The organism is Ensifer sp. KUDG1, from assembly GCF_050434285.1.
Classification (GTDB): Bacteria; Pseudomonadota; Alphaproteobacteria; order Rhizobiales; family Rhizobiaceae; genus Ensifer.
Map to the genome: position 1 here is coordinate 315,780 of NZ_JBNDIG010000005.1, position 26,831 is coordinate 342,610.

Here is a 26,831-nt window from a genome sequence, read left to right on the forward strand (position 1 = left end):
GCTAGGTTAGCGCGGGATTCTCCCCTCCCGTCGAACAGGATTCGAACGATGCCCAGAGTTCGCCTCGACGATCGCGCGATCGTCGCCATTTCCGGCAAAGACGCCGAAGATCTTCTCCAGGGACTGATCACCACCGATCTCAACGCGCTTGCACCCGACGAGGCGCGTCCCGGCGCTCTGTTGACGCCACAGGGCAAGATCCTGTTCGAGTTCCTGATCTCCCGCGACGGCGACGGCCTACGGTTGGAAACGGCACATGACCAGGCCGAAGCGCTGCTGAAGCGCCTGACGATGTACAAGCTTCGCTCGGCAGTGGAGCTTTCGATCAAGGCATCCGACGCCGTCACCGTGATATTCGACGAAGCAGCACCCACGGGTGCCTATCGCGACCACCGTTTCGAGAAGGCGGGCATTGCGCTCTTTCGCGCCTATGGGGAAGCCAGCGGCGACACGGCCGGCGCAGAAGACCTCGAACGGCTGCGGATCGCGGCGGGCATTGCCAATGCCGGCGCCGATTATGCGGTGCAGGACGCCTTCCCCCATGATGTGCTCATGGACAAGAACGGCGGCCTTTCCTTCAAGAAGGGCTGCTATGTCGGCCAGGAAGTGGTGTCGCGCATGCAGCACCGCAGCACGCCGCGCCGCCGGGTCGTGATCGTTTCTGCCCACGCCGCCCTTCCCCCGACGGGAACGACGATCACCGCGAACGACAAGTCGATCGGCACGCTCGGCACGGTACAGGGCAAGTCGGCGCTCGCGATCGTGCGCATCGACAAGGCCGGCGAAGCGATGGCGAACGACATCCCGCTGCTTGCCGGCGACGTGCCGGTGACATTGGTCCTGCCCGAATGGGCCGGGCTCACCTTCCCGACGTCTGCCGACGAGGCGAGCGCGTGACGACGGCCCGCGCCTGGCAGCGCATGCTCTCCGGCCGCCGGCTGGACCTGCTCGACCCGTCGCCGCTCGACGTCGAGATCGGCGATATCGCCCACGGTCTCGCGCGCGTCGCCCGCTGGAACGGGCAGACCGCCGGCGACCATGCCTTCTCGGTCGCCCAGCACAGCCTGATGGTCGAGGACATTTTTCGCCGCAGCAACAAATGCAGCAGCGACGATTGCCTGCTGGCGCTTTTGCACGACGCGCCGGAATACGTGATCGGCGACATGATCTCGCCGTTCAAGGCGGTGGTCGGCGGTGGCTACAAATCGGTCGAAAAGCGGCTGGAAAGCGCCATCCATCTCCGTTTCGGCCTGCCGCCGCATTGCTCCAAGGAATTGAAGGACAAGATCAAGAAGGCCGACCATGTCGCCGCCTATTTCGAAGCGACCGTTCTTGCCGGCTTCTCCGTCGAGGAGGCGCGAAAATTCTTCGGCCAGCCGCGCGGCATCACCCGCGAGACGCTGCTGATTGACCCCGTGCCAGCGGTCGAGGCGCAGCGGTTGTTCACCGAGCGGTTCCTGGCGCTGGAAGCGCGGCGCCTGCCTGCGCGGGCGGAAATTTGACATGCCCGACATCATTGTTTCACCACTTTCCCGCATCGCCGAAATGGCCGTCCGCCATGGCTGCACAGAGATGATCAGCCTCGTCGCCAAGGGCCAGGACTTTCATCGCCCCGGCGTCATCGCCAAGGCGCGGCATCTCACGCTCGGCATGAACGACATCACCTTTGCCGGCACCGGCGACCTCATCGCGCCGCAGGAAGACCATGTCCGGCAGATCGTCGCCTTTGCGCGCGAATGGGACCGCGCACGGCCGCTCCTCGTTCATTGCTGGATGGGCGTCTCCCGCTCGCCCGCAGCCGCCCTCATCGCCGCGCTTGCGGCCGAGCCGAACCAAGACGACACGCAACTGGTGCAACGGCTGCGCCGAGCCTCGCCCTTTGCGACCCCCAACAGCCGGCTTGTCGAGATCGGTGACGCCGTACTCGAGCGCAACGGCCGGCTCGTCGCAGCCGTTCGCGCGATCGGTCGCGGTGCGGATGCCGACGGCAACGCACCGTTCCTTCTGCCGCTTGCTTCCGAAGGAGCAGCCGTTGCCGATTGAGACACAGCCGACAACGGTCGAGATCGGCCTCAATGCGGCGATCGTCGCCGTGGTCAACCGCAGCCCGCGCATCCTCGCCGTCAGCGAAAGCGACGGCGACGCGCGCGACAGCCTGCCCTTCGGCCCCTTCGATCCGGCGCTCCACCGGACGTTTGAGACGAGCCTGCGGGATCGCGTCGAAAAGCGCACGGCGTTGAAGCTCGGCTATATCGAGCAGCTCTACACCTTCGGCGATCGTGGCCGCCAGCGGCTGCCAGGCGAAGAAGGCAAGCACATGGTCTCTGTCGGCTATCTGGCGCTGACCAGAACCGATGCCGAGAATACCGAACGGCTGGCCGAAGCGGGCGCGCACTGGCGCGACTGGTACGGTTACCTGCCCTGGGAAGACTGGCGGCAGGGACGCCCGGCGGTGCTCGACCAGGCCATCCTGCCGGCGCTTGCCCGCTGGGAAACCGGCGTATCCGGCGAGGAGCAGGCCGCCCGGATTGCCGGGCGCCGGGCGCGCATTCGCCTGGCCTTCGGCCTCGGTGATTTTCCCTGGGACGAGGAGCGCGTGCTCGAGCGTTATGAGTTGCTGTACGAGGCAGGGCTCGTGCCGGAGGCGGCGATCGACGGCCGCGGCAACGGCAGCGACATTCTGACCGTCGGGCTGGCAATGCGCCACGACCATCGCCGCATCGTCGCCACGGCGATGGCGAGGCTGCGCGGCAAGATCAAGTATCGGCCGGTCGTCTTCGAACTGATGCCGCCCGAGTTCACGCTGACCGATCTGCAGGCAACCGTCGAGGCGATCTCCGGGCGCCACCTGCACAAGCAAAATTTCCGGCGCCTCGTCGAAGGGGCCGAACTGGTAGAGCCGACGGGCATGACGCTCTCTTCCACCGGAGGACGGCCGGCCGCCCTCTTCCGTTTCCGCCGCCAGATCCTCGACGAACGCCCTGCCCCGGGGCTCAAGGTCGGCGGGCGATGATCGCAGCCACCAATCCCTGAGCGGGACCGGCACCTAAAAACATCCGGCGGCACGCCCTACATAGGAGGGATGGTGCTATGATCGGTGCTGCGGGACGAGGCCGAATAGTCGCCACCTGCCGCCGAGCGACCCGATATCTACGACCGAGGTGACAATCATGCTGCTCGCACTGGCCTTTTTGACGTCGCTGCTCGGCACCTCACCGCAATCGGGAACCGACGAGAAGCCGAAGATGCCCGACTACTTCAAGAACCAGCAGGGCGGCGGCATGCAACCCCAGACGACCATCTGCAATCTCAACAGTCAGGACACGAACGGACAGTTCAAGACCTGCCGTTATGATTGCGGTACGCAGATCACCGTCGGCGAGCGCTTCTCCTGCCCCTTCATCATGCAGCGTTGATCGTGTCTTCGACTATTTCTTGATGGCGATGTCGAGACCGATGTCGAGCGTCGGGGCGGCCATCGTGATCTTCGAGGTCGAGATGTAGTCGATGCCGCTCTCGGCGATTGCCCGCACCGTATCGATATTGACGTTTCCTGAAGCCTCCAACCGCGTCCGGCGGGCATCGACCGCATAGGCATCGGTGGAAAGCTGCCAGAACGCCTGGTTGACTGCGACGGCTTCGCGCAGCAACTCCGGCCCCATGTTGTCGAGCAGGATGACGTCGGGCTGGGCGGTGAGCGCCTCGCGCATCTGATCGAGACCGTCGACCTCGATCTCGATCTTGACGAGATGGCCGCAATAGGCGCGCGCCGCGTTGACGGCGCTCGCAACACCACCGGAAACGGCGATGTGGTTGTCCTTGATCAGCACCGCGTCGTCCAGCCCGTAGCGGTGGTTGGAGCCGCCACCGAGGCGCACGGCATACTTCTCGAGCGCGCGCAGGCCCGGGATGGTCTTGCGGGTGCAGCAGACTTTGGCGCGCGTATGGGCGATCTCGTCGGCGAATTTCGCCGTGTAGGTGGCGATGCCCGAGAGATGCATGAGGAAGTTCAAGCCGACACGTTCGGCCGACAGCAGGCCGCGAGCGCGACCGGAGATCCGGGCGATCGCCATACCCGGTTCGACCCGGTCGCCGTCCGCCACCAGGGCCTCGAAGCGGATCGACGGGTCGACCAGACGGAAGGCTGCACGCGCGAGCTCCAGTCCGGCAATGACGCCGGGATCGCGCGCATTCATACCGGCCGTTGCCGTCAGGTCCGGCCCGATCGTCGAAAGTGTCGTGATATCGCCGGCGCGGCCGAGATCCTCAAGCAGTGCCGCGCGCACTTGATCCTCGATCATCAGTGCGGGCAGTTCGGGGCGGAGGGCTGCTGTCATCGTGTCACTCATTCCAAAGGTTCAATTCGAAAGCGGCCGACCAGGCTGCCTCAGGCTGCTTCCGTCTCTGCCAGTTCACGCGCCAGGCGATTGGCTTCAGCGAGCGTCAGATAGGTGCGGCGACGCCATTCCGGGCGTTCCTGCGGGCAGTCGGCGCGGAAGTGACCGCCGCGGCTTTCGGTGCGGCGAAGCGCGCCGACGGCGATCAGCTTGGCTGTCGTGATGATGTTGGTGAAGCGCATGCGGGTGTTGTCGCGCTCGAGCTGCTCGATCTCGCGGATCGCCCGCACCAGGCTTTCGCGCGTGCGGATCACACCGACGCAGTCGCTCATGACCTTGCGCAGGATCGTCAGCTGCGGGCTGTCTTCGACCGTCACCGGATCGTCGTTCTCGCCGGCATTGTCGCCCCATTCGGTCAACTGCGGTGTCGGCAGCGTGCCCTTGATGTTTTCGGCAATGCGCGCGGCAAAGACCACGGCTTCGAGCAGCGAGTTGGAGGCAAGGCGGTTTGCGCCGTGCACGCCGGTCGAGGTCACCTCGCCGGCTGCCCAGAGGCCATCGATCGAGGTGCGGCCTTCGGCATCGGTGAGCACGCCGCCCATGTGATAGTGAACCGCCGGCACGACCGGGATGGCTTGCGTCACCGGATCGATGCCGGCCGCCATGCAGGAAGCATAGACGGTCGGGAACATCTCAGGAAAATGCTTGCCCACGGCCTTGGTGCAATCGAGGAAGGCGCCGCGGCCGGCCTGGACCTCGGCAAAGACACCACGCGAAACGATGTCGCGCGGCGCAAGCTCGCCGTCCGGGTGGATATCGAGCATGAAGCGATGGCCGGCGGCGTTCAGAAGCTGGGCGCCGTCACCGCGCAGCGCCTCGGTCGCGAGCGGCGCCGGATCCTTGCCGATGTTGATGGCGGTCGGGTGGAACTGCACGAATTCCGGATCGGCGATGATCGCGCCGGCGCGGGCGGCCATGCCGAGCCCCTGCCCGCAGGCTTCCCACGGGTTGGTGGTGACCGCATAGAGGTGGCCAACGCCACCGGAGCAGAGCACGACGGCGCGGGCCGGAAAAGCCACGCGCTTCTTCGATTGTCCGGCATCCGGGCGCGCGATGACGCCGGAGATGAAGCGACCTTCGCGCACCAGCTCCTCGACCACATAGCCTTCGATCACGCGGATCGACGGCGTCCGGCGGACGGCGGCAATCAGCGCTTCCATGATCGCCTTGCCGGCCATGTCGCCCTTGACGCGGACGATGCGGCGCTCGGAATGCGCCGCCTCACGCGAGAGCAGCAGCTTTCCTTCGAGGTCACGGTCGAAGGGCACGCCATAGTCGAGCAGGTCATGGATGCGCGCCGGGCCTTCGGCCACCATCATGCGCGTCATCTTCTCGTCGACGATGCCGGCACCGGCGGCAAGCGTATCGGCGACGTGTTTTTCGAAGGTGTCGCCGGGGCTCATGGCGGCGGCAATCCCCCCTTGCGCCCAGGCCGACGAGGCGCCATGGCCGATCGGGGCTGCGGCAAGGATCGTCACCGGCCTCGGGCTCAACTTCAGCGCGCAGAAGAGGCCGGCCAGGCCGCCACCGACGATGACGATGTCGTCAATCCCGTTGAAGGATTGCGGGCGGAAATGGTCGGTCAGCATGATTCATTCTCCTCCAATGCGCATGCCTGCATCCGGTGTGAGCCGGTTGAAATTGTTACTGCTTGAGGTTCACCATGCGCTCGACCGCAAGGCGGGCGCGATCAGCAATCGCGGGATCGACGAGAACCTCTTCCGTCATGGTCAGCAGGCTGTCGAGGATCTTCGGCAGCGTGATGCGCTTCATGTGCGGACAGAGGTTGCACGGCTTGACGAACTCGACGCCTTCGATCTCCGCCTGGATGTTCGACGCCATCGAGCATTCGGTGACGAGCAGCACCTTCGACGGGCGGTTGTCCTTGACGTAGTTGATCATGCCCGACGTCGAGCCGGCGAAGTCGCAGACAGCGATTACGTCCGGATGGCATTCGGGATGGCCGATGATCTCGATGCCCGGATTGGCTTCCTTGTAGGCGAGCAGTTCGGCGGCGGTGAAGCGCTCGTGCACCTCGCAGTGGCCCTTCCAGGTCAGGATCTTCTTGTTGGTCTGGCGCGCCACGTTCATCGCCAGGTACTCGTCGGGAATGCAGAGCACCGTGTCGGATTCCAGGCTCTCGACGACATCGAGCACGTTCGACGAGGTACAGCAGATGTCGGTCTCGGCCTTCACGTCGGCAGACGTGTTGACATAGGTGACGACGGGAACCCCGGGGTAGCGCTGTTTCAACAGGCGGACATCGGCGCCGGTGATCGATTCCGATAGCGAGCAACCTGCCTTGGCGTCGGGGATCAGCACGGTCTTTTCCGGGCTCAGCAGTTTCGACGTTTCGGCCATGAAGTGCACGCCGCACTGGATGATGATCTCGGCATCGACCTTGGCGGCATCGCGCGCCAGCTGCAGCGAGTCGCCGACGATATCGGCGACGCAGTGGAAGATATCCGGTGTCTGGTAGTTATGCGCGAGGATGACGGCGTTGCGCTCCTTCTTCAGCCGGTTGATGGCGTGAACATAGGGCGCATAGACCGGCCACTCGATCGCCGGAATGAAATCCTTGACCTTCTCGTAAAGATGCTCGGTTTCGCGCGCGACCGCCGGCGTAAAGGCAAGCTCGGGTCTTTCGATGATGCCGAAGCGCTCAGCGGCGCTGACAAAAACCGGTTTCGCCACGGTCGCGGTGCGGGGTGCAAGGCGCGTCATCGACATCTCCTCTCCGCCCCTCTTCCTGGGCGGCTCTTCAATTATGCTCAATCTGAGCATAATTGAACCAAAACAAAAGCGGCAAAGCCGCATGGGTTGATTTAGAAAGTTTTGTGACAGAATTCAAGAATAGAAGCGCCGCTTTTCGCAGCGCTTCTGATTTTCGTTTTCGTTCAGGCCATGGCGGGGCGTGCCACGCCCTTCTCCTCGATCGGCCAATGGACGATTGCCGCGATGATGCCGAGCGCTACGCCGAGCCACCACACCGGATCGTAGGACCCGAAGTGGTCGTAGAGGTAGCCACCCATCCACACGCCCAGGAACGAGCCGACCTGGTGCGAGAGGAAGACGATGCCGCCGAGCAGGCCGAGGTGCCGTGTGCCGAACATAATCGCGACCAGCGCATTGGTCGGCGGCACCGTCGAAAGCCAGAGCAGGCCCATGACGATGGCAAAGACGATGACCGAGGTCGGCGTCTGCGGCAAAAGCAGGAAGGCCGTCACCGCCACCGAGCGCGCGATATAGATCAGCGCCAGGAAATAGGGCTTCGAGTAGCGCTGGGCGATGAAGCCTGCCGACAGCGAGCCGATGATGTTGAAGAAGCCGATCAGCGCCAGCGCGATCACCGCGTAACGCGCGTCGATGCCGATATCGCCGATATAGGCCGGGAAGTGCGCGGTGATGAAGGCAACCTGGTAGCCGCAGACGAAGAAGCCGGAGACGAGCAGCAGGTAGCTCTTGTGGCCAAGCGCTTCCTTCAGCGCCTCGCCGATCGATTGCTTGTACTGAGCCTCGCTCTGGCGGCCGGAGGACGCGTTGCCGCGCAGCGGGATCGCGAAGAACGGCACCAGCAGCATCAGGACGCCGAGATAGACCAGGCTGTCCGACCAGCCATAGGCGGAGATCAGGCCCTGGCTGAGTGGCGCGAACAGGAACATGCCGGCCGAACCCGCCGCCGTGCAGATGCCGAAGGCAAGCGAGCGCTGATGCGGCGTTACATTGCGGGCAAAGGCGGAGAGCAGAATGCCGAAGGAGCCGGAGCCCACCGCCATGCCGACGAGCACGCCGCCGCCGATGTGCAGCCAGATCGGCGCATCGGCAAAGGCCATGATGAACAGGCCTGCTGCGTAGAGAAGGCCCGACATGGCAAGCACCCGCCACGTACCGAACTTGTCCGCGATCGCACCGAAAAACGGCTGGCTCAGGCCCCAGCAGAGGTTCTGCAGCGCCATGGCAAGACCGAAGGTCGTCCGGTCCCAGCCGGTATCTGCGAGCATCGGCAGCTGGAAAAAGCCCATCGCCGAGCGCGGGCCGAAGGTGAGCATCGCGACGACCGAGCCGGCCGCAATGATCAGCCAGGGCATCTCCTGACGGGCACTGGACGGCGCGGATGCTCCGGAAACAGCGGACATGGAATCTCTCCGATTGATGGAGCGCGATCCTATGCGGCTGCTAAAACAGATAAAAGCCAATTAAATTGACGCCGCAATCACCGGAATTGATGCCTTGATCAAGCGGCACTGCGGAAGCGGTCGCGAAACGCTCGGGGCGTCATGCCCTTGGCCGCCTTGAACTGACGATTGAAGTTGGCAAGCGAACGATAGCCGACGGCATCGGCGATATGGGCGATCGAGCGCGTCGAACCACTGAGCAGCGCGCAGGCCTCGCCGATCCTAAGCCGCATCAGATATTCCGAAACCGGCATGTTGAGGTGGCGCAGGAACAGGCGATGCAGGCCGGAAAGGCTGAGCGCTGCCAGATCGGCGAGTTCGTCCATCGACGGGTTTTCAGCGTAATGCAGATGGATATGGTCGAGCACCCGGTCGAGGCGACCGCGATCGACCGATCGGCCCGACGGCGTGACGACCCGGCTCGACAGCGGTGTGACCGCCTGCTCGCGCGCCAGGATCGTCAGCATCGACAGGACGTCCGGCAGCCGCTCCTCCGGTGCCAACCGGCGCAAGCCTTCAAACAGCGGCCTGACACGGGCGGCCACGTCCGCTGAGAATTGCAGCCCGGGGGCCGAACGCTCGAACATCGCCTTGACGCCGGCGAGTTCGATGAAGCCCTCCTCCAGGCGCTCCACCCACTCCGGATGGAACCAGAGCACCAGCGCCACGTGCGGCTCCGCCTCCTCGAGCTTGCCGGCGGAATGCCAGGTGTGCGGCAGGTTGGAACCGACCAGCACGAGGTCGCCGTCGTCATAGGCGCCGATATGGTCGCCGATGAAGCGCTGGCCACGCGAGTTGAGGGTCAGCGTCAGTTCGAACTCGGGATGATGGTGCCATTGGAATGGGATGGCATCGTCGAGCCGGCGGTCGAGCAGGATGGATGAGGCATTGGTCGGCCTCGATATCTTCTGCAAAACAGCCTTCATGTTGCGCCACTTTCTCCCTGGAAGCCAGAATAGTATCAATTTTGGCAGGCTGCGTGCAACAGCGGCAGCAGTGAAAGGTCTAGGTTTCTCATCACCAACCAACCTTCCCGAGGCGAGGAGATACCCATGCAGCCACTCAGAGACAGCCACCCGACAGCGGCCCATCTCGACATTCAACTGAAGGACATCCGGAAGCGGCTGCCGTTGCGCGTGCTTTCGGAAGCGGACTGGCAGCACTGGATCACGAAGGGCTATGTCATCGTTCGCCAGGCGGTAGCGCCGGCCAATGTCGAGCGCCTCGTCGATCTGCTCTGGCGCTTCGACGAGAAGGATCCGAACGATCCCTCGACCTGGTACGCGCCGCAGCGACGCGAGCACAAGATGAAGGAACTCAACAACACCGGCATGCTGGAGATCTACAATCACCAGTATCTCTGGGACAATCGCCAGGAGCCGCACATCTACGGCGCCTTCGTCGACATCTGGGACCGCGAGGACCTGTGGGTGACGATCGACCGCGCCAACCTCAATCCGCCGAAGAAGGTCAAGGGCAATCCCAACGGCTTCATTCACTGGGACGTCGACACCTCGATCCGGCCGCTGCCGATCGGCGTCCAGGGCGTGCTCAGCCTGAAAAAGCAGGACGGCGACGTGGGCGGCTTCCAGTGCGTGCCGGAACTGTTCGAAAACTTTGAAAGCTGGGAAAAGACACAAAGCACCGACCGCGACCCCATGCACCCCGACATGACCGGTCTCTCAACGGTCAACATCGAGATGGAGGCCGGCGACCTGATGATCTTCAACAGCCTGCTCGCCCACGGCGTGCGGCCCAACCACTCCGACGGCCGCGTGCGCATGGCGCAATATATCTCGATGCACCCGGCGGAATGGAACAATGTCGCCGAGCGCGAGGAGCGGGTGCGACTGTGGCGCGAGCTCGATCATCCGAAGCGCGACGCCTTCCCCGGCGATCCGCGCGAATGGGAGAAGCACAACGCCTCCCCCGCCAGCCTCTCGGATCTCGGCGCCAAACTTCTCGGCATCACGCCCTGGGCGTGAGAGAGGCTTGAAATGGTTTCCGTTCGGAACTGCTTCTGAACTAAGCCGAAGCCCGCACCTTCATCGGCCAGCGCTCGCCGCGTCGGCCGGTGACCTTGACCTCGTCGCCGAGCGTCACGGTGCCTTCGCTCCGCGGCACCGCATTCCAACCGAAGAGAACGCCGGGCACTCGCCGGTCAGAGGACATGCGCTTTTCCGCGAGTCCCTGGATCGGGTTGCCGCCAATGCGTTCGCCGGTGATCTGATCCTGCGTGGTCATGATGCAGCGGGCGCAGGGTTTGACGAGATCGAAGCGGATGCCACCGATCTCGACGCTTTCCCAGAAGTCTTCATCCCAGGCGTCATCGCAATCGACGAGGATATTGGTGCGGAAACGGTCCATGCCGACGGGCTCCTGCCCCTTCTCGGCAAGCGTCCGGTTGAGATCGGCGAGCGAACCCGTCGTCGTGATCAGGACCGGAAAGCCATCGGCAAAGCCGACGGGCGCCGCGGTACCCGCCCATTCGGCGCCGACATGGCGCTCGGCTGAGGCGTCCATATGGGCGAGCCTGACCGGGCGGCCAAACCATGAGGAGAGGACCGCGTCCGTCGTTTCGTCCGACACGGCTGCATCGACTTCGCTGCCCCAGACGACGACGTTCAGCCTGCGGTCGGGATCGAAGCGAACCGAGATCTCTCGGTCACCCATCTTCAGGTGCACGCCGCCATCGATGTGGCTGGCCTCGACCTGCGCCAGCAGCTGCAATTCGCGCTGGGTGATGAAGCGCCCGTCCGGTTCCACCAACATGAAGCGCCGATCGCCCTCGACGCCGTCGAGATTGACCGAGACCGTCTCGCGGACAATCGCGCGACCGCTCTTCAGCGGATGAATGTTGAGACCGGTCACCTTCATGGGCACTTCCCTCGTCTTCAGAAACTGATTCACGTGCCTGACGATCCGATTCATCAGCGCCGCACAATATGTTGAAAGGCCTAGATCATTTCTGGGATTGATGGAAACGGAGAAATGTTCCGGTGCAATCTACACACCCGCACAAAGAACCGCGTCACGCCCTTCCCGGCAACTAGATTTCATCGAGCATCATGGCAAGCACGTCGCGCAGCCGCTGCTCGCGTTCCGTGGCGAGCCGGCGCCCGGCGTTGGTCTTGAAGCCGTCGGCCAGTCGGAAGAGCTTGGTCTCGAAATGATCGATGGCGAACGCCTTGTCGTCGAGCGCCCGCGCCTCGGCCAGTGGATCGAGCGGGTCGTAAAGGCCGCTCCCCATGCGTCCGGCGATATAGAAACAGCGGGCAGCGCCGACCATGCCGATCGCATCCAGCCGATCGGCATCCTGAAGGATCTTCGCCTCCAGCGTTTCCGGCGGGATGTTGGCCGAGAAGCTGTGCGTCAGGATGGCATGCGCCACCGCGGCAATCTCATCCGCGCCCCAACCGAGATCTTTCAGAATGCCCGTTGCCTTCTCAGCTGCCAGTCGCGATGCCTGGGTGCGCAAGGGCGAATTCTTCTCGACCGAGACGCAGTCATGCAGCAGCACCGCGGCGGCGAGCAAACGCGCGTTGCCGCCCTCTTCCGCCTGGATGCGGGCGGCATTCTTCCAGACCCGGATCAGATGCGCTGCATCGTGCGAGCCGTCATCGGCGGCAAAGGCATGCGGCAGCAGCGCTGCAGCAAGCTCCTCATGCGGCGCGAAGGCTGCCGCGAGTTTCGAAATCTCTGTCATGCTGTCCTATTGCTGTTCGGCAGGCTTTGCCGGCGCCGTCGGTGCAGCGACAACGCCGGACAGGATCTTCTGGTAGAAGAGCCCTATTCCGATCAATACCCCGCCGAGGCCGATGAAGGACAGAGCCCTGAGGAAACCTTCGAGGTTGGACATGTCGATCAGAAACACCTTCAGCACGGCGACGAAAACGAGAACGGCCGAAGCGATGCGGATGCTCTTGGCGTGGAAGCGCGAGCCCAGCACCAGCAGCAACACGCCGAGCAGCAGCCAGACGACCGAGTAGGTGTAGGTCTCGCCCTGCAGGAAGCCCTTCCACTCCGCGATGTTTTCCCCCTGCCAGACACGGCGGACCGTGAGGCTCGCCCAGGCGAAGGCAAGCACCGCGCCGCTGACGGCAAGCGCCATGACATAGGGCAAGGGCCGCTTGTCGCGCGCATACCAGGCAAGGCCGGCATAGCCGAGCCCCGGCAGCAGATAGCCGATCAACAGCAGATCGAAGAACGGGATACGTCCCAGCAGTTCGCCGCTGAAATAGGGGTTGAGGCCGAGGAGATGTGCCGAAAGCACCGACAGCATCGAAAGCACGCCGAGGCCCATGCCGCCATAGCGGAAGACCGGGCTCGGCGACTTCATGTCGAGGCTCATGAAGATCGCCGAGGCGCCGATTGCCAGCAGCGTGTAGATCGACTGCTCGCCGAGCGTCGGCACAGCGCTGTCGAGCACGCCGCCGTTCATCGCGTGGCGCACCAGGATCGCGAGCGTCAGCAACACGAAGAGGCTGGCGAGCGCCTGTAAAAGGTTGCGCACGCGGATGCCGGGCCAGGATCTCAGGAAATAGGCGGAGCCTGCAAGCAACACGGCGGGAACGCCGTAACCCGGCAGCAGAGCATTGAAGACAGGCGTCGTGCCAAGATTGCCGGCACCGACGATCGTCGGTTCCCAGGCGATGCGCCCCAGAACGACGATGGCCGCCGCGCCGGTCATCCACGGCAGGATCGGCCAGGTGCGAACGCGGGTCGCGAGTGTGTAGGCGGTACCGAGCACGGCGATCGCAAGCGTCGTGACCAGCCCGTCCGTCCAGGCATGGAGAGCAAGCACGAAGAGGGCGAACGAGCCGGCCACCAGCAAGCCGGCCGCCGTATCGCGCGCCTCTGCCGCGCCGTCACGGCGGTAGAGCCAGTCCGCAAGCGCCAGCAGCGCTGCCCCAGCGATGAGCGAGAACAGGCCGTGCGGCAGGTCGAAGGAATAGTTGCCGGTCATCAGGAACGACATGGCGACAAGCGCGATCGGAACGACCGCGGCAATGCCCGCCCAGAGCGTCGAATATTGCGGATGGGCGACGAGCCGGCGCGACAACACGAAACCACCGAGGCCGATAAACAGCGCAGCAAGCAGCATAGCGGTGAACATGGCGGTGCGCCCGGGCAGGACGACGGCCGGAAGGGCATCGGCTAGCGAAGGATCGAGATAGGCGAGCACGCCGCTCAGCGCCGTCAGGCTCCAGACGCCAGCGACAGCGCCGACCGCCGAAAGCGCGGCGGGGTACACGGCCGTCGGCCGCCAGGCCCCCAGGGCTGCCAGCGCCGCAATGACGACGGCAAACTCCGTCACCGGATATTCGACCGCGGCCACCGCCGGGCTGATGAGAAGGAGCGCAAGCACGGTGGCGGCGACGGCAGCCGAAATGGAGATGGCCGCATGCGGCGGGATGAACAGCCGCTCCCAGGGACGGGCAACGGCCCCGCGTCGCTCGGCCCCTTCTGGCGCTTCGGGCGCAGGCGCCGCTTCCGTGGCGCCCGGCCAGATGAGGCCGACGCCGATGATCATCACCAGCAGCGCAAAGGCGACCGGCCGCGGGTCGAATGGCGCGACGGCGGTGATGTAGGCCAGGCCCCAAAGCCCGACGCCCGCATTGGCCAAGGTCGGAACGACGGTCCAGCTGCGCAGGCGCGACGCAAGCAAGGTCGCGAGCCACACGATCGAGAGGAAGCCGAAGAGCACCCAGGGGCGCGGTTCATTGCTCGAGACGAGCAGCGGCGTTGCGAGCGAGGCAAGCAGGCCGAGGCCAGCGAGCGCCTGCCCATGCAGCAGCGACAGGCCGACGGTCGCAAGCGAAATCGCCGCCAGCAGAACGAAGGCCGTGCCCGTGCCGATATAGTCGTAGATGCCATAGGCGGCATAGGCGACCCCGAAGAGTGTGACGGCACCGGCGGCCGTCAGGATGCCGGGGATCATGGCATTCTGGAATTCGTTGGCGATCACGGGCACGGCGCGCCGACGGATGACCTCGCCAGCGGCCATCAGCAGGAGGCCGAACAAAGCGGCAAGCGTCAGGCGAACCGCCGGGCTCAGCAGGCCGGCGTCGATCGAGTACTTGACCATGAAGACGCCGCCGAGCGCCAATGCGATGCCGCCAACCCAGACGGCCCACCGGGCTCCGAGACGGCTTTCCAGGCTCTCGGTCTGACGGGGTGCCGTTGCGACCGGCTGCGGTGCTTCCGTGCTGGCAGCGATCGTCTCCTCGCCCTCGATTTCGGCCGCGGTTCCCTCTGCATCGCCGAAAATCCGGGCGCCTTCGCGCGCGCTGGCCGACATGGCGGCAGCAGCATCGTCCAACGTCTCCGGCCCCAGCGTCTCTGGCCCCAGCGTCTCCGGCACAGCCGGCAATTCGTCCGCAGCCGTAAGCGCCTCGGTCGCTCCTTCGGCCGGAGCGCGATCGCCCGGCGCGGCCTTCAGCGCCACGACCTCCGCCTTGAGGGCGGCCAGTTCGGCACCAAGGCGCTCGGTCGTCCTGCGGTTGCCGAGATAGGCGGACAGGGCCAGAATAAAGGCAGCTAAAGCAATAAGTTCGAACATACTTTCCCCTGGCAGGCGCAATCGCCGGCGCGCGCAACCATACAGACTTTTGTGCAAGCGCCAAATCTATAGACGGCCAAGCGCTGTAATCTCTTCACGGAAATGTCGCAGAACTGTCATCGGGCAGCTGGTACAGGCGGATGAACACCGCTGCCTCGCGCGGTGGTTTCCATCGTTCAACCAGGAGACCCGATCATGGACAAGCATCTCGCCCAGACGGAAGAGACCGAATTCAAGACGCTGACGGAACGCAGGGAAGAGCTGGAAGATGTCGGCCACAACTGTTCCGCCAATCCGACGATGGGTGACATCATCCATCGCCGCTTCTCGCGTCGCTCGTTCATCGGCGGCTCGCTGGCCGTTGCCGCGATCTCGACCACCGTCAGCCCGCTCGCTCTCCTGACCGCCGAAGAGGCACGCGCCGAAGACGGTTCGCTGTTCGACTTCACCGAGATCGAAGCCGGCGTCGACGAGAAGCACCATGTCGCCGAAGGTTATGATGCAGACGTCCTGCTTCGCTGGGGCGACAAGATCTTCGCCGACAGCCCGGAGTTCGACCCGAAGAACCAGACGGCCGCCACCCAGGAAAAGCTGTTCGGCTACAACAACGACTATGTCGGTTTCATCCCGCTCGACGGCAGCGCCGACCACGGCCTGCTCGTCGTCAACCACGAATACACCAATGCCGAGCTGATGTTCCCAGCCTTCGCCAGCGTCGTGAAGGAAAAGGTGACGAAGGACGGCAAGGAAGTCGAGGAAGAGAAGGTCGTTCTCGGCGAATACAGCAAGGAGCTTGTCGACATCGAGATGGCCGCCCATGGCGGCACGATCATCGAGATCCGCAAGGTCGACGGCAAATGGCAGCCGGTTCTCGACGGCAAGAACAACCGCCGTATCACCGTCAACACCGAGATGCAGATCACCGGCCCTGCCGCCGGCCACGACCGCCTGAAGACGCCATCCGACCCGACCGGTAAAAAGGTGTTCGGCACGCTCAACAACTGCGCCGGCGGCGTCACCGCCTGGGGCACCTACATGATGGCCGAAGAAAACTTCAACGGCTATTTCGGCGGCGAGATCGCCGAGGACCATCCGGAATACAAGCAGTTGAAGCGGCTCGGCGCACCGGGCGGCCAGTATGAATGGGCGTCCTTCTACGACCGTTTCGACATCTCCAAGGAGCCGAACGAAGCCAACCGCTTCGGCTGGATCGTCGAGGTCGATGCGCTGGACCCGACCTCGGTGCCGAAGAAGCGCACGGCTCTCGGCCGCTTCAAGCACGAAGGCTGCGAATCGATCGTCAACAAGGACGGTCGCGTCGTGCTCTATTCCGGCGACGACGAGCGCTACGACTATGTCTACAAGTTCGTGACCAAGGGCACCTTCCACCCTGACGACCGCGCCGCCAACATGAACCTCTTCGACGAGGGCACGCTCTACGTCGCCAAGTTCGACGAAGACGGCACTGTCACCTGGATGCCGCTGACGCACGGCGAAGGCCCGCTGACCGAAGCCAACGGCTTCGCCTCGCAAGCCGACGTACTGATCAACACCCGTCTTGCCTCGGACGCGCTCGGCGCCACCAAGATGGACCGTCCGGAAGACGTTCAGCCGAACCCGAAGACGGGCAAGGTCTACGTGATGCTGACCAACAACACCAAGCGCAAGGCCGACGAAGTCGACGCCGCCAACCCGCGCGCCAAGAACGCCTTCGGTCATATCGTCGAAATCACAGAAACCGATGGCGACTTCGCCTCGCTGAAGAGCCGCTGGGACGTGCTCCTGAAGTGCGGCGATCCGAGCGTGGCCGATGTCGGCGCTTCGTTCTCGACCGCGACCACCAAGAACGGCTGGTTCGGGATGCCCGACAATTGCGCCATCGACACCGACGGCCGCCTCTGGGTTTCGACCGACGGCAACAACGCGAAGGACACCGGCCGTACCGACGGTATCTGGGCGATCGACACGGACGGCGCCGCCCGCGGCACGTCGAAGCTCTTCTTCCGCGTGCCGGTCGGTGCGGAAATGTGCGGCCCCTGCTTCAACCCGACGTCGGACACCTTCTTCCTGGCCGTCCAGCACCCGGGCGACGCCGGCCTTGCCACTTACGAGACCCCGGCCACCCGCTGGCCGGACTTCAAGGACGACATGCCGGTACGCCCGGCCGTCGTCGCTGTGACCAAACAGGGCGGCGGCCGCATCGGCTGACCGGGACTGCGATTGCAAATAGGGACGCCGCGCAGTTCTGCGCGGCGTTTCTTGTATCCAAGATCGATTGCAGCGACGCAATTCCGGACGGAAAACCGCTGCGCACTTTTCCTGGAATTTGCCTTCCGGGTTCGCAATTCCGGACGGAAAACCGCTGCGCACTTTTCCTGGAATTGCTTAACGCCTGAGATTGTCGATCGGGAAGATGGCGCAGGTTTCGGTGCCGTGGGCGAGCAGCTTGCCGTTCCGGTCGCGAAGCCAGGCTTCGGAGGTCGCGATGGTGCGGCCGCGATGCACGATGCGTCCCTCGCAGAAAACCTCGCCCATATCGGGCAGCAGCGGGCGCACGAGGTTCACCTTGAACTCGACCGTCGTATAGGCCTCCCCCGGTTTGGCCGTGGTGAAGACCGCGCAGCCGAGGGCGGAATCCATGATCGTTGCCGTCCATCCGCCGTGAACCGTGCCGAGCGGATTGAGGTGTTCTTCGGTCGGCAATCCCCTGAAGACCACCCGCCCTTCTTCCACTTCGCTTAGTCCGAACTTCAGCGTCTTTGACATCGGCGGGGCCGGCAAGTCGCCGCTCAACAGGTCCTGCATCGCCTTCAGGCCGCCGTCGCGGGCGACACGGTCAAGCGACAACACGCCGATGCCGGACACGGCCATGCCGGGGTAAAGCTCTTGGTGCATCGAAAACTCCTATTGCATGTTTCCTTTAATCGTAGCCGGTTAAAGGACAAAAACATGCGACAATTCAAAGTGCTACAGCGACCTTTGCGCGTCTGACAAGACGCGGGCGCTGTAGAAGATCAGGCGGCCGAGGATTGCGCTTTCAGCGCCTTCAGCGCCGCATGAACGAAGCCGTCGCGGGCGGAAGAAACATCGAGGCCGCGCGGTTCATAGACATGGCGGTGGAGGAAGAAGGCCGTCAAACGGAAGGCGGCGGCAAGGCTGTCGTGGTCCGCAGCCCTTCGCGCTTCGGCGGACAAGAAATCCGGCAGCGCCAGCATGCGATCGGCATAGCGCTCTCCCGCCTCCCGGCAAACCGCCCTGCCCGATTTCGGCGAGACGTAGACGAGTTCCGTACGGGTACCGGTTGCGACGCATTCGGTAAGATCGAGGCCGAAGCCGAGGTCGTTGAGGACTGCGAGCTCGAAGCGCACGAACAATTCGCCGGCATCGGCGGGATCGGCCAGATGATCGACGATGACGGTCAGCGCCTCGTAGAGATGCGGATGCGGGTCACGCTCGGGAAGCAGGCGCAAAAGCGCGCCCAGCGCCTGGATGCCGTAGACCGAGGTCGCCGTCTCCATCAGCCGGGCGGCGCGCAACTCAACCGGCTCGATCCGGAATTCGCCCATGTGCTCGTCGAGCCGGGCACGCCAGGTGACCTCCACCGAGTTGCCCGGCTGCAGCACCGGCTGCATCGAGCGCGAGCGGCCGGAGCGCACCATGCCGAGATGCCGGCCGTGGGTGGCGCTCATGACCTCGACGATAGCAGAGCTTTCGCCGTGCCGCCGGATCCCGAGAATGATGGCCTGATCGCTCCATTGCATGGCTATGGCATACACCCGTGGTCGAAAGAGGATCAAGCTATGTTGCGAGCGCAAAGCACCATTGCCGACTGTCGCCATTCGGCCACACTCATCGGCTGCCTCATTTGCGACATGCTGTCGCCGCCCCGACGCCGTCTTTGACATTAGAACGGAAGAGCGGCAAAAGCCGTGCCTCCCGCCCGAAAATGACAATCAGCAGGATCAAAATTCAAATTATGTGTGTGTCCCGGAACAGCGCCGGCCGCCTGGCGCAGCTCTTCGCCCTTCTTCTCGCCACCTCGACGCTCGCAAGCTGCGTCACCACGTCGGGGCCCGCCAAGCCGAAGGGACCGGATCCATACTACGTGGCGATGTACGGCCCGCTGCCAAACGAAAAGTTCCCGCTGGATGCCATCGACATCAGCAAGGTCGACAAGCGCTACCTGCGCCAGCAGGTCGCCTACCAGACCCATGAGCCGCCGGGCACGATCGTCATCGATACCCAGAACCGCTTCCTGTACCTTGTGCAAGATGGCGGCATGGCGATGCGCTACGGCATCGGCGTCGGCAAGGCCGGTCTCGAATTCGAAGGCGAAGCGCGCATCGCGCGCAAGGCCGAATGGCCGCGCTGGACGCCGACGCAAAGCATGGTCGAACGCGAGCCGGAACGCTACGGGCCGCTTGCCGGCGGCATGGAGCCGGGCGTGCGCAATCCTCTCGGACCGCGCGCGCTCTATCTCTTCCAGGGCAACCGCGACACGCTGTTCCGCATCCACGGTACGACCGAGGCCTGGTCGATCGGCAAGGCCGTTTCGAGCGGCTGCATCCGCCTCTTCAACCCCGATATCATCGACCTCTACAGCCGCGTGCCGCTCGATTCACGCGTCGTCGTGCTGCAGGCCGAACCGCCGATGACCGAGCCGACCGGCGGGATCCCGATGGCCAGCGCCAACAATGGCGGCCTCCCTCCGATGTACTGAGGACAGGTGAAATCGGCGGCCGGGCGCCTTACCAGGCGTCCGGCGCCCTGACCATGTGTACGATATTGGCCGGGTTCATGATCCAGCCGCCACGAAAGCCCTCGCCCAGATCCTCGATCGCGTCGCAGCGTACGATCCCCTTGGCGGCGAGCTGCCCAAGGGCACCGGCATGGTCATCGGTGAAGAGTTCGAGCCAGACTTCCGCCTGGCTGAAATTCGCAGCCTCGTCGATCCACAGCTGGTTCGGCCCAAGCTTGAAGCCGACGGCAGGCAACTTTTCCGGGATGGGTTCGAGGCCAACTGTGTCGCGATAGAAGGCGATCACCGCTTCATATTGATGCGAGGGGACCTTCATTGCGATGTTGATACCACCGGTAATTTTCGTCATGACGCACGCTCCTGTTGGCCGCCGACCCGTCTGGGTGCGGCTGCGATGTTGATCTGTCAAAGCCCACGAAGAATTGCCGCAAGCGAGCAAAAGCGCCGCCCGCGTGCACGAACGTGCGATGGGCGCTCCTGCTGCGGCCTCGAGATGTCCTTCCGCTTGCGGCGTTACCGCTCCAGGCGGTTTCTAGGCCTGCGGCTCGAGCGCCGGCTTGCCTGAGAGTTCGCTGAGGTAATAGCCGTCGCGCAGATTGATGCCGTATTCGAGCCAGGCTTTCATGCAGGCGAGCATCTGCGACCAGCCTTCGCAGTTGGCGTAGGAGCTCTTCTGCCCCTGCCCGTTCTCGCGCCAGCCGTTTTCGGCAATCGTCACCATGGTGGTGCCATCCTCCAGCGACTGGAAGCGCATTTCCACACGGGTCTGGTAGGCATCCTCGCCCTCGGCGACCATGGCGGGCCAGCGAAAGACGATCCGCTCGTTGGGCTCGACCACCTCCACCTCAATCGGCACTTCGCCCCACCAGGTCACGGTTGCGCCGGCGACCAGCGGTCCGCTGATACCGCCAAGCGTCACGAAGTAGCGGCTGAGCTGGTTCGGATTGACCACCGCATCGAAAACCTGGGCGACAGGGCGGCTGATCCGTCCATTCACACGAAATTCAAAGGGCATGGTGTATTCCTCCTGTCGAGACTGACAAGAATATGTTACACGAAAATAACATGTCAACCGAATCGAAAGACGACCTGGTTTTCAAAGCGCTTGCCAATGGGCTGCGCCGGCAGATGCTCGACGCCATGCGGCAGGAGCCGCAGACCACCGGCATGCTCTGCGAACGCTTCAGCAATTTCGACCGCTGCACGGTCATGCAGCACCTGAAGGTCCTCGAGCAAGCCGAGCTCGTACTCGTTCGCCGCGAGGGGCGTGAGCGTTGGAACCATCTGAACGCATTGCCGATCCAGGCGATCCATGATCGCTGGATCAGCCAGTATGCCGGCCATGCGATGTCGGTGCTGTCTGCCCTGCAACAGGACCTCGACCGGTAACCAGACCGATGGTTTCGGCTTTCAATCGATCGCCTTTCTTCGTATGAACGGCCGATACATAAATTGGGGACATCGTCGTGCGCTACCTCATCACCGGCACCGCAGGCTTCATCGGCTTTCACCTCGCCAAGCGGCTGATCGACGAAGGGCATTTCGTGGTCGGCTTCGATGGCATGACCCCCTATTACGACGTGACGCTGAAAGAGAACCGGCATGCGATCCTCGCCCGTTCGAACGGCTTCAAGCCCGTCGTCGGCATGCTTGAGGACAGGGACGCGCTGCGCCGGGCCGCCGAGCTTGCCGAACCCGAAGTCATCATCCACCTCGCCGCCCAGGCGGGCGTGCGCTACAGCCTCGAAAATCCGAAGGCCTATGTGGATTCCAACCTGGTCGGCTCCTGGAACATTCTGGAACTGGCGCGGGAGCTTAACCCGAAGCACCTGATGCTGGCCTCGACGTCCTCGATCTACGGCGCCAACGAGAAAATCCCGTTTGCCGAAACCGACCGCGCCGACGAGCCGATGACGCTCTATGCCGCCACCAAGAAGTCTATGGAACTGATGGCGCACAGCTACGCCCATCTGTACAAAGTGCCGACCACGGCCTTCCGTTTCTTCACGGTCTACGGCCCCTGGGGGCGGCCCGACATGGCGCTGTTCAAGTTCGTCGACGCCATCCACAAGGGGCAACCGATCGACATCTACGGCGAAGGCCGCATGAGCCGCGACTTCACCTATATCGACGACCTCGTCGAGGGCATTCTCCGGCTTTCCCATGTGGCGCCGGCGGAAGAAAACCGCGTGCCTCAAGAAAAGGCCGAGGACACGCTGTCGCGCCAGGGACCCTTCCGCGTGGTCAATATCGGCGGCGGCCAGCCGGTCGAACTGATGACCTTCGTCGAAACGGTCGAAAAGGCGGTCGGCAAGCCAGCGGTGCGCAACATGCTGCCGATGCAGCAAGGCGACGTGCCCCGCACCTACGCCTCCCCCGACCTTCTCGAAGCGCTGACCGATTTCAAGCCCTCTCTCCCCGTCGAAGAGGGCGTGGCGCGCTTCGCCGCCTGGTACAAGGATTACTACAACGCGAACCGGTAAGCCGCTCGCCAGCTAATCCCCACGGATCATTCTGTTGGCGGGACGGCTTGCTTTACGCGCAATCGAGCATAAATGGGTGTGAACCTGAGCGCATAAGCAATTGCAAAAATACGCAATTGCACGTTCTATGAACTGAGCTCGCGGTGGAACACAACAAGGGAAAGAGCCTATGAAAATCACGATGATCGGCGCCGGCTATGTTGGCCTTGTTTCCGGCGTGTGTTTTGCGGACTTCGGTCACGACGTCGTTTGTCTCGACAAGGATGAGAGCAAGATCGACGCCTTGATGCAGGGGCGCATTCCGATCTTCGAACCCGGTCTCGACCAGCTGGTGGCAAGCAACGTCGCTTCGGGCCGTCTCACCTTCACGACCGATCTCGTTGCCGCCGTCGCCGACAGCGACGTCATCTTCATTGCGGTCGGCACCCCGTCGCGGCGCGGCGACGGCCATGCCGACCTTTCCTATGTGCATGCCGCTGCCCGCGAGATTGCCCAGAACCTCAAGGGGTTCACCGTGATCGTGACGAAATCGACCGTTCCGGTCGGCACCGGCGACGAGGTCGAACGCATCATCCGCGAAACCAATCCGGACGCCGATTTCGCCGTCGTTTCCAACCCGGAGTTCCTGCGCGAAGGTGCCGCGATCGAAGACTTCAAGCGGCCGGACCGCATCGTCATCGGCCTTTCGGGCGACGACGCGCGGGCACGGGACGTGATGACCGAGGTCTATCGCCCGCTCTATCTCAACCAGTCGCCGCTGGTCTTCACCTCGCGCCGCACCTCCGAGCTGATCAAATATGCCGGCAATGCGTTCCTCGCGATGAAGATCACCTTCATCAACGAGATGGCGGACCTGTGCGAACGGGTCGGCGCCAACGTCCAGGACGTTGCCCGCGGCATCGGCCTTGATGGCCGTATCGGTTCGAAGTTCCTGCATGCCGGCCCCGGTTACGGCGGATCGTGCTTCCCGAAGGACACCCTGGCGCTGGTCAAGACCGCGCAGGACTATGACAGCCCGGTACGGCTGGTCGAGACGACGGTGGCCGTCAACGACAACCGCAAGCGGGCCATGGGCCGCAAGGTCATCGCCGCCGCCGGTGGCGACGTGCGCGGCCGCAAGATCGCAATCCTCGGCCTCACCTTCAAGCCGAACACCGACGACATGCGCGACAGCCCGGCGATCGTGGTCGTGCAGACGCTGCAGGATGCCGGCGCCCATGTCATCGGCTATGATCCGGAAGGCATGGAAAACGCGAAGAAGCTGATCGACGGGATCGACTATGCCAGCGACCCCTACGAGGCCGCCAACGAAGCGGATGCACTGGTGATCGTTACCGAATGGAACGAGTTCCGGGCACTCGACTTCCGCCGGCTCAAGACCGTGATGAAGACGCCCATTCTCGTCGACCTCAGGAACATTTACCGCCAGGACGAGGTGGTGAAGCACGGCTTCAGCTATTCGAGCGTCGGCCGCTCGCTCTGACAGGAGCGGCTGAGCTCGCTCCCCCAGAGGCTAGGCCTTCGGTATCGGCAAGGGCGGCAGGGTTTCCCAGCTCTTGCCGGCGAGGATGACGCAGCTGCGCCCGTTGACGTCGGTGACGATCAGCGTCCAGCTGCCATTGTCGGCAGCGTATATCTCCATGATCGCCTGCTGGTTGATCAGCGCGGTTGCCGCCGGCTTCTCCTGATATTGTCGCGTCAGAAACCCGATCACTTCGGACCGGTCGGCACAATTGACCGGAGCCTGGGAGATCGCGGGAACCGGACGCGCCACCACGCCCGCCGCCAAGAGGGCGGCCAATGCCAGGCCGCGGATCGCACTGCCCACCATCACCGAACTCCTTTCACCGGACGCGCGGCGAAGGAGTTTGCGTTGACCTTTCCGTCGCCGGCCGGCTGCGGCATGGGCACGGTAGACCCGCGCCGCCCTGCAGCCAGTATGGTGGAAAGGCCGGATTATTACAATTAGCTAATTTATAGAGCAAGCGGCCGGGGCGCCGGATGCGCCCGCGGCGAAGCTCTGCCCTATTTGCGCTTCATCGCTTCCATCAGCGCCGCACCGAAGGCGCCCTGGGCCGGTTGCTGCGGCTTCTGCTGGCGCGGGGCCGGACCACGATTGTTGTTGCCGCCCGGTGCGCCTGACCGCGGCTCGCGGCCCGTCTCGGCGCCACCATCCTTGCGCATGGTGAGACCGATCCGCTTGCGGGGAACATCGACCTCGGTGACACGAACGGTCACCACATCCCCGGCCTTTACCACCTCATGCGGATCCTTGACGAAGCGATCCGCCAGCTGAGACACGTGCACGAGGCCGTCCTGGTGCACGCCGATATCGACGAAGGCGCCGAAAGCGGCGACATTGGTCACGGTGCCCTCGAGCTGCATGCCGACCTTCAAATCCTTGATGTCGTCGACACCGTCGGCGAAGGTCGCGGTCTTGAAGCTCGGGCGCGGGTCGCGGCCGGGCTTTTCCAGTTCCGCAAGGATATCCTTGACCGTCGGCAAGCCGAAGCGCTCGTCGACGAAGACCTTCGGATCGAGGCTCTTCAGAGCGACGCTGTCGCCCATCAACGCCCGGACGTCGCGACCACAGGCCGCAACGATCTTCTTGGCGACACCATAGGCCTCCGGATGGACCGAGGAGGCGTCGAGCGGCTCCTTGCCGTTCGGAATGCGCAGGAAGCCCGCGCACTGTTCGAAGGTGCGGGCGCCAAGACGCGGCACGTTCAACAGTTCCTTGCGGCTCGCAAAGGGGCCGGTCGCGTCGCGATGGGCGACAATCGCCTCGGCCGAGGATTTGCCGAGACCGGACACACGGGCAAGCAGCGGAGCAGAAGCCGTGTTGACGTCCACACCAACGGCATTCACCGCATCTTCCACCACCGCATCCAGTGAGCGGCTGAGCTTCGACTGGTCGACGTCGTGCTGGTACTGGCCAACACCGATCGACTTCGGCTCGATCTTCACGAGTTCGGCGAGCGGATCCTGCAGGCGACGGGCGATCGAGACCGCGCCGCGCAGCGAAACGTCGAGACCGGGGAATTCCAGGGCGGCGGTTTCGGACGCCGAATAAACCGAGGCGCCGGCCTCGGAGACGATGACCTTCGTCGGCTTCGGCGCCGGAAGCTGCGAGAGCATGTCGGCCACGAGCTTTTCGGTTTCGCGGCTGCCGGTGCCGTTGCCAATCGCGATCAGTTCCACCTTGTGCTTGCGGATCAGCGAAGCGAGTTCGGCCTGGGTGCCGCGGACGTCGTTCTTCGGCGGGAACGGGTAGACGGTCGTCGTTTCGAGCAACTTGCCGGTGCCGTCGACGATGGCGACCTTGACGCCGGTGCGGATGCCCGGGTCGAGCCCCATCGTCGCCCGCGATCCCGCAGGTGCCGCCAGCAGCAGATCCTTGAGGTTTCGGGCAAAAACGTGGATCGCCTCTTCCTCGGCGCGCTCGCGCAGTTCGCGCATGAGGTCGAGCGACAGCGACATGGAAAGCTTCACGCGCCAGGTCCAGCCGATCATCTCGGCAAGCCACTTGTCGCCCGGCAGGTGACCGCCAACATTGTAGGCGGCCGCGATCATGCGCTCGACCGGCTTGACCGGCGAGGTATCGTCCTGGTCGACGACGATGTCGACCGAGAGCACCTCTTCGTTCCAGCCGCGCAGCATGGCCAGCGCCCGGTGGCCCGGTGTCGTCGCCCAGCGCTCGGAATGATCGAAGTAGTCGGAGAACTTGGCGCCCGCCTCCTGCTTGCCGTCGACGACCTTGGCGCGCAGGAAGGCGGCGCCCTTCATGTGGTTGCGCAGGCGGCCGAGCAGATCGGCATTTTCCGTCATACCTTCGGCGATGATGTCGCGCGCACCGTCGAGCGCCGTCTTCACGTCGGCCACCTCGGCAGTCAGGAAGGCAGCGGCGCGGTCGGCAGGTGCCACCGAGCGATCGGCAAGGATCGCCTCTGCCAGAGGCCCGAGGCCACGCTCGCGGGCGATCTCGGCCTTGGTCCGGCGCTTCGGCTTATAGGGCAGATAGATGTCTTCGAGTTCGGCCTTGGTTTCGACGGCGGCGATCTTGGCTTCGAGTTCGGCGGTCAGCTTGTCCTGGCCGCGGATCGATTCGAGGATCGATGCCCGGCGCGCCTCGAGTTCGCGCAGATAGGTCAGCCGTTCCGCAAGCGTACGCAGCTGCGTATCGTCGAGCCCACCCGTCACTTCCTTGCGGTAACGTGCGATGAACGGCACCGTGGCGCCCTCGTCAAGCAGCTCGACCGCCGCAACGACCTGCGAAGGTGTTGCCTTGATTTCGCTGGCGATAATGGCGGCGATGGGTTTTGCAGGGCTGGCCATATGGGAATTCCGTCTTTGCTGTTTGGTCGGCGACCATAAAGGCGCAGACCTTGAAGGCCAAGTGAAGGCCTTCGGCGGAAAACCGGAACTCCACAGAAGATGGATCGGCCGCCCCGCTTT

Annotated in this window: 25 protein-coding genes; 11 read left to right on the forward strand and 14 right to left on the reverse strand. The window is 63.9% G+C overall.

Features of this window, described 5'->3' with window-relative positions; genetic code table 11:
• Positions 1–48: 48 nt before the first annotated feature.
• From M2267_RS15985 to M2267_RS16005, 5 genes are all read left to right on the forward strand, one after another.
• Positions 49–897 carry a YgfZ/GcvT domain-containing protein gene (locus M2267_RS15985; protein WP_429115387.1) on the forward strand — a complete coding sequence of 283 codons (849 nt, stop codon included), beginning with the start codon at positions 49–51 and terminating at the stop codon, positions 895–897.
• Positions 894–1,502 carry a YfbR-like 5'-deoxynucleotidase gene (locus M2267_RS15990; protein WP_429115390.1) on the forward strand — a complete coding sequence of 203 codons (609 nt, stop codon included), beginning with the start codon at positions 894–896 and terminating at the stop codon, positions 1,500–1,502. Before M2267_RS15985 ends, M2267_RS15990 begins: the two co-directional genes overlap by 4 nt.
• 1 nt (position 1,503) lies before the next feature.
• Positions 1,504–2,043: a tyrosine phosphatase family protein gene (locus M2267_RS15995; protein ID WP_429115391.1), complete on the forward strand. Its 540-nt coding sequence runs from the start codon at positions 1,504–1,506 to the stop codon at positions 2,041–2,043.
• Positions 1,979–3,013 carry an NUDIX hydrolase gene (locus tag M2267_RS16000; RefSeq protein ID WP_402316186.1) on the forward strand — a complete coding sequence of 345 codons (1,035 nt, stop codon included), beginning with the start codon at positions 1,979–1,981 and terminating at the stop codon, positions 3,011–3,013. Before M2267_RS15995 ends, M2267_RS16000 begins: the two co-directional genes overlap by 65 nt.
• A 157-nt stretch (positions 3,014–3,170) precedes the next feature.
• Positions 3,171–3,416, forward strand: coding sequence for a hypothetical protein (locus M2267_RS16005; RefSeq protein ID WP_043616603.1), 246 nt, complete (start codon positions 3,171–3,173; stop codon positions 3,414–3,416).
• A 12-nt stretch (positions 3,417–3,428) separates the two neighbouring features.
• Here the strand turns inward: M2267_RS16005 and nadC are convergent, their stop codons facing one another.
• The 5 genes from nadC to M2267_RS16030 all read right to left on the reverse strand — a co-directional run bounded on the left by nadC (position 3,429) and on the right by M2267_RS16030 (position 9,498).
• Positions 3,429–4,337 carry a carboxylating nicotinate-nucleotide diphosphorylase gene (gene nadC, locus M2267_RS16010; protein ID WP_429115394.1) on the reverse strand — a complete coding sequence of 303 codons (909 nt, stop codon included), beginning with the start codon at positions 4,335–4,337 and terminating at the stop codon, positions 3,429–3,431.
• 50 nt (positions 4,338–4,387) lie between these two features.
• Positions 4,388–5,986: an L-aspartate oxidase gene (locus M2267_RS16015; RefSeq protein WP_429115397.1), complete on the reverse strand. Its 1,599-nt coding sequence runs from the start codon at positions 5,984–5,986 to the stop codon at positions 4,388–4,390.
• A gap of 55 nt (positions 5,987–6,041) precedes the next feature.
• Positions 6,042–7,121, reverse strand: a complete 1,080-nt coding sequence (gene nadA / locus M2267_RS16020; protein ID WP_043616689.1) for a quinolinate synthase NadA — start codon at positions 7,119–7,121, stop codon at positions 6,042–6,044.
• Positions 7,122–7,294: 173 nt separating this feature from the next.
• Positions 7,295–8,533 carry an MFS transporter gene (locus tag M2267_RS16025; protein ID WP_429115400.1) on the reverse strand — a complete coding sequence of 413 codons (1,239 nt, stop codon included), beginning with the start codon at positions 8,531–8,533 and terminating at the stop codon, positions 7,295–7,297.
• 98 nt (positions 8,534–8,631) lie between these two features.
• Positions 8,632–9,498 (reverse strand): helix-turn-helix domain-containing protein, encoded by an 867-nt coding sequence (locus M2267_RS16030; protein ID WP_429115402.1) that lies wholly within the window; start codon positions 9,496–9,498, stop codon positions 8,632–8,634.
• Between the two features lie 126 nt (positions 9,499–9,624).
• Here M2267_RS16030 and M2267_RS16035 point away from each other — a divergent pair, with 126 nt between their 5' ends.
• Positions 9,625–10,557, forward strand: a complete 933-nt coding sequence (locus M2267_RS16035; RefSeq protein WP_429115404.1) for a phytanoyl-CoA dioxygenase family protein — start codon at positions 9,625–9,627, stop codon at positions 10,555–10,557.
• A 40-nt stretch (positions 10,558–10,597) separates the two neighbouring features.
• Here the strand turns inward: M2267_RS16035 and M2267_RS16040 are convergent, their stop codons facing one another.
• The 3 genes from M2267_RS16040 to M2267_RS16050 all read right to left on the reverse strand — a co-directional run bounded on the left by M2267_RS16040 (position 10,598) and on the right by M2267_RS16050 (position 15,134).
• Complete coding sequence (locus M2267_RS16040) at positions 10,598–11,449, reverse strand: MOSC domain-containing protein (protein ID WP_429115405.1); 852 nt, start codon at positions 11,447–11,449, stop codon at positions 10,598–10,600.
• 172 nt (positions 11,450–11,621) lie between these two features.
• Positions 11,622–12,278, reverse strand: coding sequence for an HD domain-containing protein (locus M2267_RS16045; protein WP_429115407.1), 657 nt, complete (start codon positions 12,276–12,278; stop codon positions 11,622–11,624).
• A gap of 6 nt (positions 12,279–12,284) precedes the next feature.
• Positions 12,285–15,134, reverse strand: coding sequence for a DUF2339 domain-containing protein (locus M2267_RS16050; RefSeq protein WP_429115409.1), 2,850 nt, complete (start codon positions 15,132–15,134; stop codon positions 12,285–12,287).
• A 195-nt stretch (positions 15,135–15,329) separates the two neighbouring features.
• Here M2267_RS16050 and M2267_RS16055 point away from each other — a divergent pair, with 195 nt between their 5' ends.
• Positions 15,330–17,342 carry a PhoX family protein gene (locus M2267_RS16055; RefSeq protein ID WP_429115411.1) on the forward strand — a complete coding sequence of 671 codons (2,013 nt, stop codon included), beginning with the start codon at positions 15,330–15,332 and terminating at the stop codon, positions 17,340–17,342.
• A gap of 177 nt (positions 17,343–17,519) precedes the next feature.
• Here M2267_RS16055 and M2267_RS16060 read toward each other — a convergent pair whose 3' ends face one another.
• Positions 17,520–18,029: a PaaI family thioesterase gene (locus M2267_RS16060; RefSeq protein ID WP_429115413.1), complete on the reverse strand. Its 510-nt coding sequence runs from the start codon at positions 18,027–18,029 to the stop codon at positions 17,520–17,522.
• 119 nt (positions 18,030–18,148) lie between these two features.
• Positions 18,149–18,895 (reverse strand): DNA repair protein RecO, encoded by a 747-nt coding sequence (recO, locus tag M2267_RS16065; RefSeq protein ID WP_429115415.1) that lies wholly within the window; start codon positions 18,893–18,895, stop codon positions 18,149–18,151.
• A 215-nt stretch (positions 18,896–19,110) separates the two neighbouring features.
• Here recO and M2267_RS16070 point away from each other — a divergent pair, with 215 nt between their 5' ends.
• On the forward strand, positions 19,111–19,854 hold the full coding sequence (locus M2267_RS16070) for a L,D-transpeptidase (protein WP_402316154.1): 744 nt from the start codon (positions 19,111–19,113) through the stop codon (positions 19,852–19,854).
• 28 nt (positions 19,855–19,882) lie between these two features.
• Here the strand turns inward: M2267_RS16070 and M2267_RS16075 are convergent, their stop codons facing one another.
• Together M2267_RS16075 and M2267_RS16080 are read right to left on the reverse strand one after the other, a co-directional pair.
• Positions 19,883–20,242, reverse strand: coding sequence for a hypothetical protein (locus M2267_RS16075; RefSeq protein ID WP_429115417.1), 360 nt, complete (start codon positions 20,240–20,242; stop codon positions 19,883–19,885).
• A 183-nt stretch (positions 20,243–20,425) separates the two neighbouring features.
• Positions 20,426–20,908, reverse strand: a complete 483-nt coding sequence (locus M2267_RS16080; RefSeq protein WP_429115418.1) for an SRPBCC domain-containing protein — start codon at positions 20,906–20,908, stop codon at positions 20,426–20,428.
• Between the two features lie 50 nt (positions 20,909–20,958).
• On the opposite strand from M2267_RS16080, the gene M2267_RS16085 reads away from it, so the two are divergent.
• From M2267_RS16085 to rkpK, 3 genes are all read left to right on the forward strand, one after another.
• Entirely contained in the window at positions 20,959–21,282 is a 324-nt protein-coding gene (locus M2267_RS16085; protein WP_429115420.1) for an ArsR/SmtB family transcription factor, read from the forward strand.
• A 77-nt stretch (positions 21,283–21,359) separates the two neighbouring features.
• Positions 21,360–22,376 carry an NAD-dependent epimerase gene (locus tag M2267_RS16090; protein WP_429115422.1) on the forward strand — a complete coding sequence of 339 codons (1,017 nt, stop codon included), beginning with the start codon at positions 21,360–21,362 and terminating at the stop codon, positions 22,374–22,376.
• A gap of 169 nt (positions 22,377–22,545) precedes the next feature.
• On the forward strand, positions 22,546–23,859 hold the full coding sequence (gene rkpK / locus M2267_RS16095) for a UDP-glucose 6-dehydrogenase (RefSeq protein WP_043616643.1): 1,314 nt from the start codon (positions 22,546–22,548) through the stop codon (positions 23,857–23,859).
• 30 nt (positions 23,860–23,889) lie between these two features.
• On the opposite strand, the gene M2267_RS16100 is transcribed toward rkpK, so the two are convergent.
• Together M2267_RS16100 and M2267_RS16105 are read right to left on the reverse strand one after the other, a co-directional pair.
• Complete coding sequence (locus M2267_RS16100) at positions 23,890–24,207, reverse strand: hypothetical protein (protein WP_043616646.1); 318 nt, start codon at positions 24,205–24,207, stop codon at positions 23,890–23,892.
• A gap of 194 nt (positions 24,208–24,401) precedes the next feature.
• Entirely contained in the window at positions 24,402–26,711 is a 2,310-nt protein-coding gene (locus M2267_RS16105) for a Tex family protein (RefSeq protein WP_429115425.1), read from the reverse strand.
• Positions 26,712–26,831 lie beyond the last annotated feature (120 nt).

Coding starts and splice junctions, on each gene's coding strand:
- nadC (WP_429115394.1), bottom strand. CDS start 4,337: ATGACAGCAGCCCTCCGCCCCGAACTGCCCGCACTGATGATCGAGGAT.
- M2267_RS16100 (WP_043616646.1), bottom strand. CDS start 24,207: ATGGTGGGCAGTGCGATCCGCGGCCTGGCATTGGCCGCCCTCTTGGCG.
- nadA (WP_043616689.1), bottom strand. CDS start 7,121: ATGACGCGCCTTGCACCCCGCACCGCGACCGTGGCGAAACCGGTTTTT.
- rkpK (WP_043616643.1), top strand. CDS start 22,546: ATGAAAATCACGATGATCGGCGCCGGCTATGTTGGCCTTGTTTCCGGC.
- M2267_RS16050 (WP_429115409.1), bottom strand. CDS start 15,134: ATGTTCGAACTTATTGCTTTAGCTGCCTTTATTCTGGCCCTGTCCGCC.
- M2267_RS16055 (WP_429115411.1), top strand. CDS start 15,330: ATGGACAAGCATCTCGCCCAGACGGAAGAGACCGAATTCAAGACGCTG.
- M2267_RS16045 (WP_429115407.1), bottom strand. CDS start 12,278: ATGACAGAGATTTCGAAACTCGCGGCAGCCTTCGCGCCGCATGAGGAG.
- M2267_RS16085 (WP_429115420.1), top strand. CDS start 20,959: ATGTCAACCGAATCGAAAGACGACCTGGTTTTCAAAGCGCTTGCCAAT.
- M2267_RS16035 (WP_429115404.1), top strand. CDS start 9,625: ATGCAGCCACTCAGAGACAGCCACCCGACAGCGGCCCATCTCGACATT.
- M2267_RS15995 (WP_429115391.1), top strand. CDS start 1,504: ATGCCCGACATCATTGTTTCACCACTTTCCCGCATCGCCGAAATGGCC.
- M2267_RS16060 (WP_429115413.1), bottom strand. CDS start 18,029: ATGCACCAAGAGCTTTACCCCGGCATGGCCGTGTCCGGCATCGGCGTG.
- M2267_RS16005 (WP_043616603.1), top strand. CDS start 3,171: ATGCTGCTCGCACTGGCCTTTTTGACGTCGCTGCTCGGCACCTCACCG.
- M2267_RS15985 (WP_429115387.1), top strand. CDS start 49: ATGCCCAGAGTTCGCCTCGACGATCGCGCGATCGTCGCCATTTCCGGC.
- M2267_RS16000 (WP_402316186.1), top strand. CDS start 1,979: ATGCCGACGGCAACGCACCGTTCCTTCTGCCGCTTGCTTCCGAAGGAG.
- M2267_RS16030 (WP_429115402.1), bottom strand. CDS start 9,498: ATGAAGGCTGTTTTGCAGAAGATATCGAGGCCGACCAATGCCTCATCC.
- recO (WP_429115415.1), bottom strand. CDS start 18,895: ATGCAATGGAGCGATCAGGCCATCATTCTCGGGATCCGGCGGCACGGC.
- M2267_RS16080 (WP_429115418.1), bottom strand. CDS start 20,908: ATGCCCTTTGAATTTCGTGTGAATGGACGGATCAGCCGCCCTGTCGCC.
- M2267_RS16105 (WP_429115425.1), bottom strand. CDS start 26,711: ATGGCCAGCCCTGCAAAACCCATCGCCGCCATTATCGCCAGCGAAATC.
- M2267_RS16075 (WP_429115417.1), bottom strand. CDS start 20,242: ATGACGAAAATTACCGGTGGTATCAACATCGCAATGAAGGTCCCCTCG.
- M2267_RS16025 (WP_429115400.1), bottom strand. CDS start 8,533: ATGTCCGCTGTTTCCGGAGCATCCGCGCCGTCCAGTGCCCGTCAGGAG.
- M2267_RS16015 (WP_429115397.1), bottom strand. CDS start 5,986: ATGCTGACCGACCATTTCCGCCCGCAATCCTTCAACGGGATTGACGAC.
- M2267_RS16070 (WP_402316154.1), top strand. CDS start 19,111: ATGTGTGTGTCCCGGAACAGCGCCGGCCGCCTGGCGCAGCTCTTCGCC.
- M2267_RS16040 (WP_429115405.1), bottom strand. CDS start 11,449: ATGAAGGTGACCGGTCTCAACATTCATCCGCTGAAGAGCGGTCGCGCG.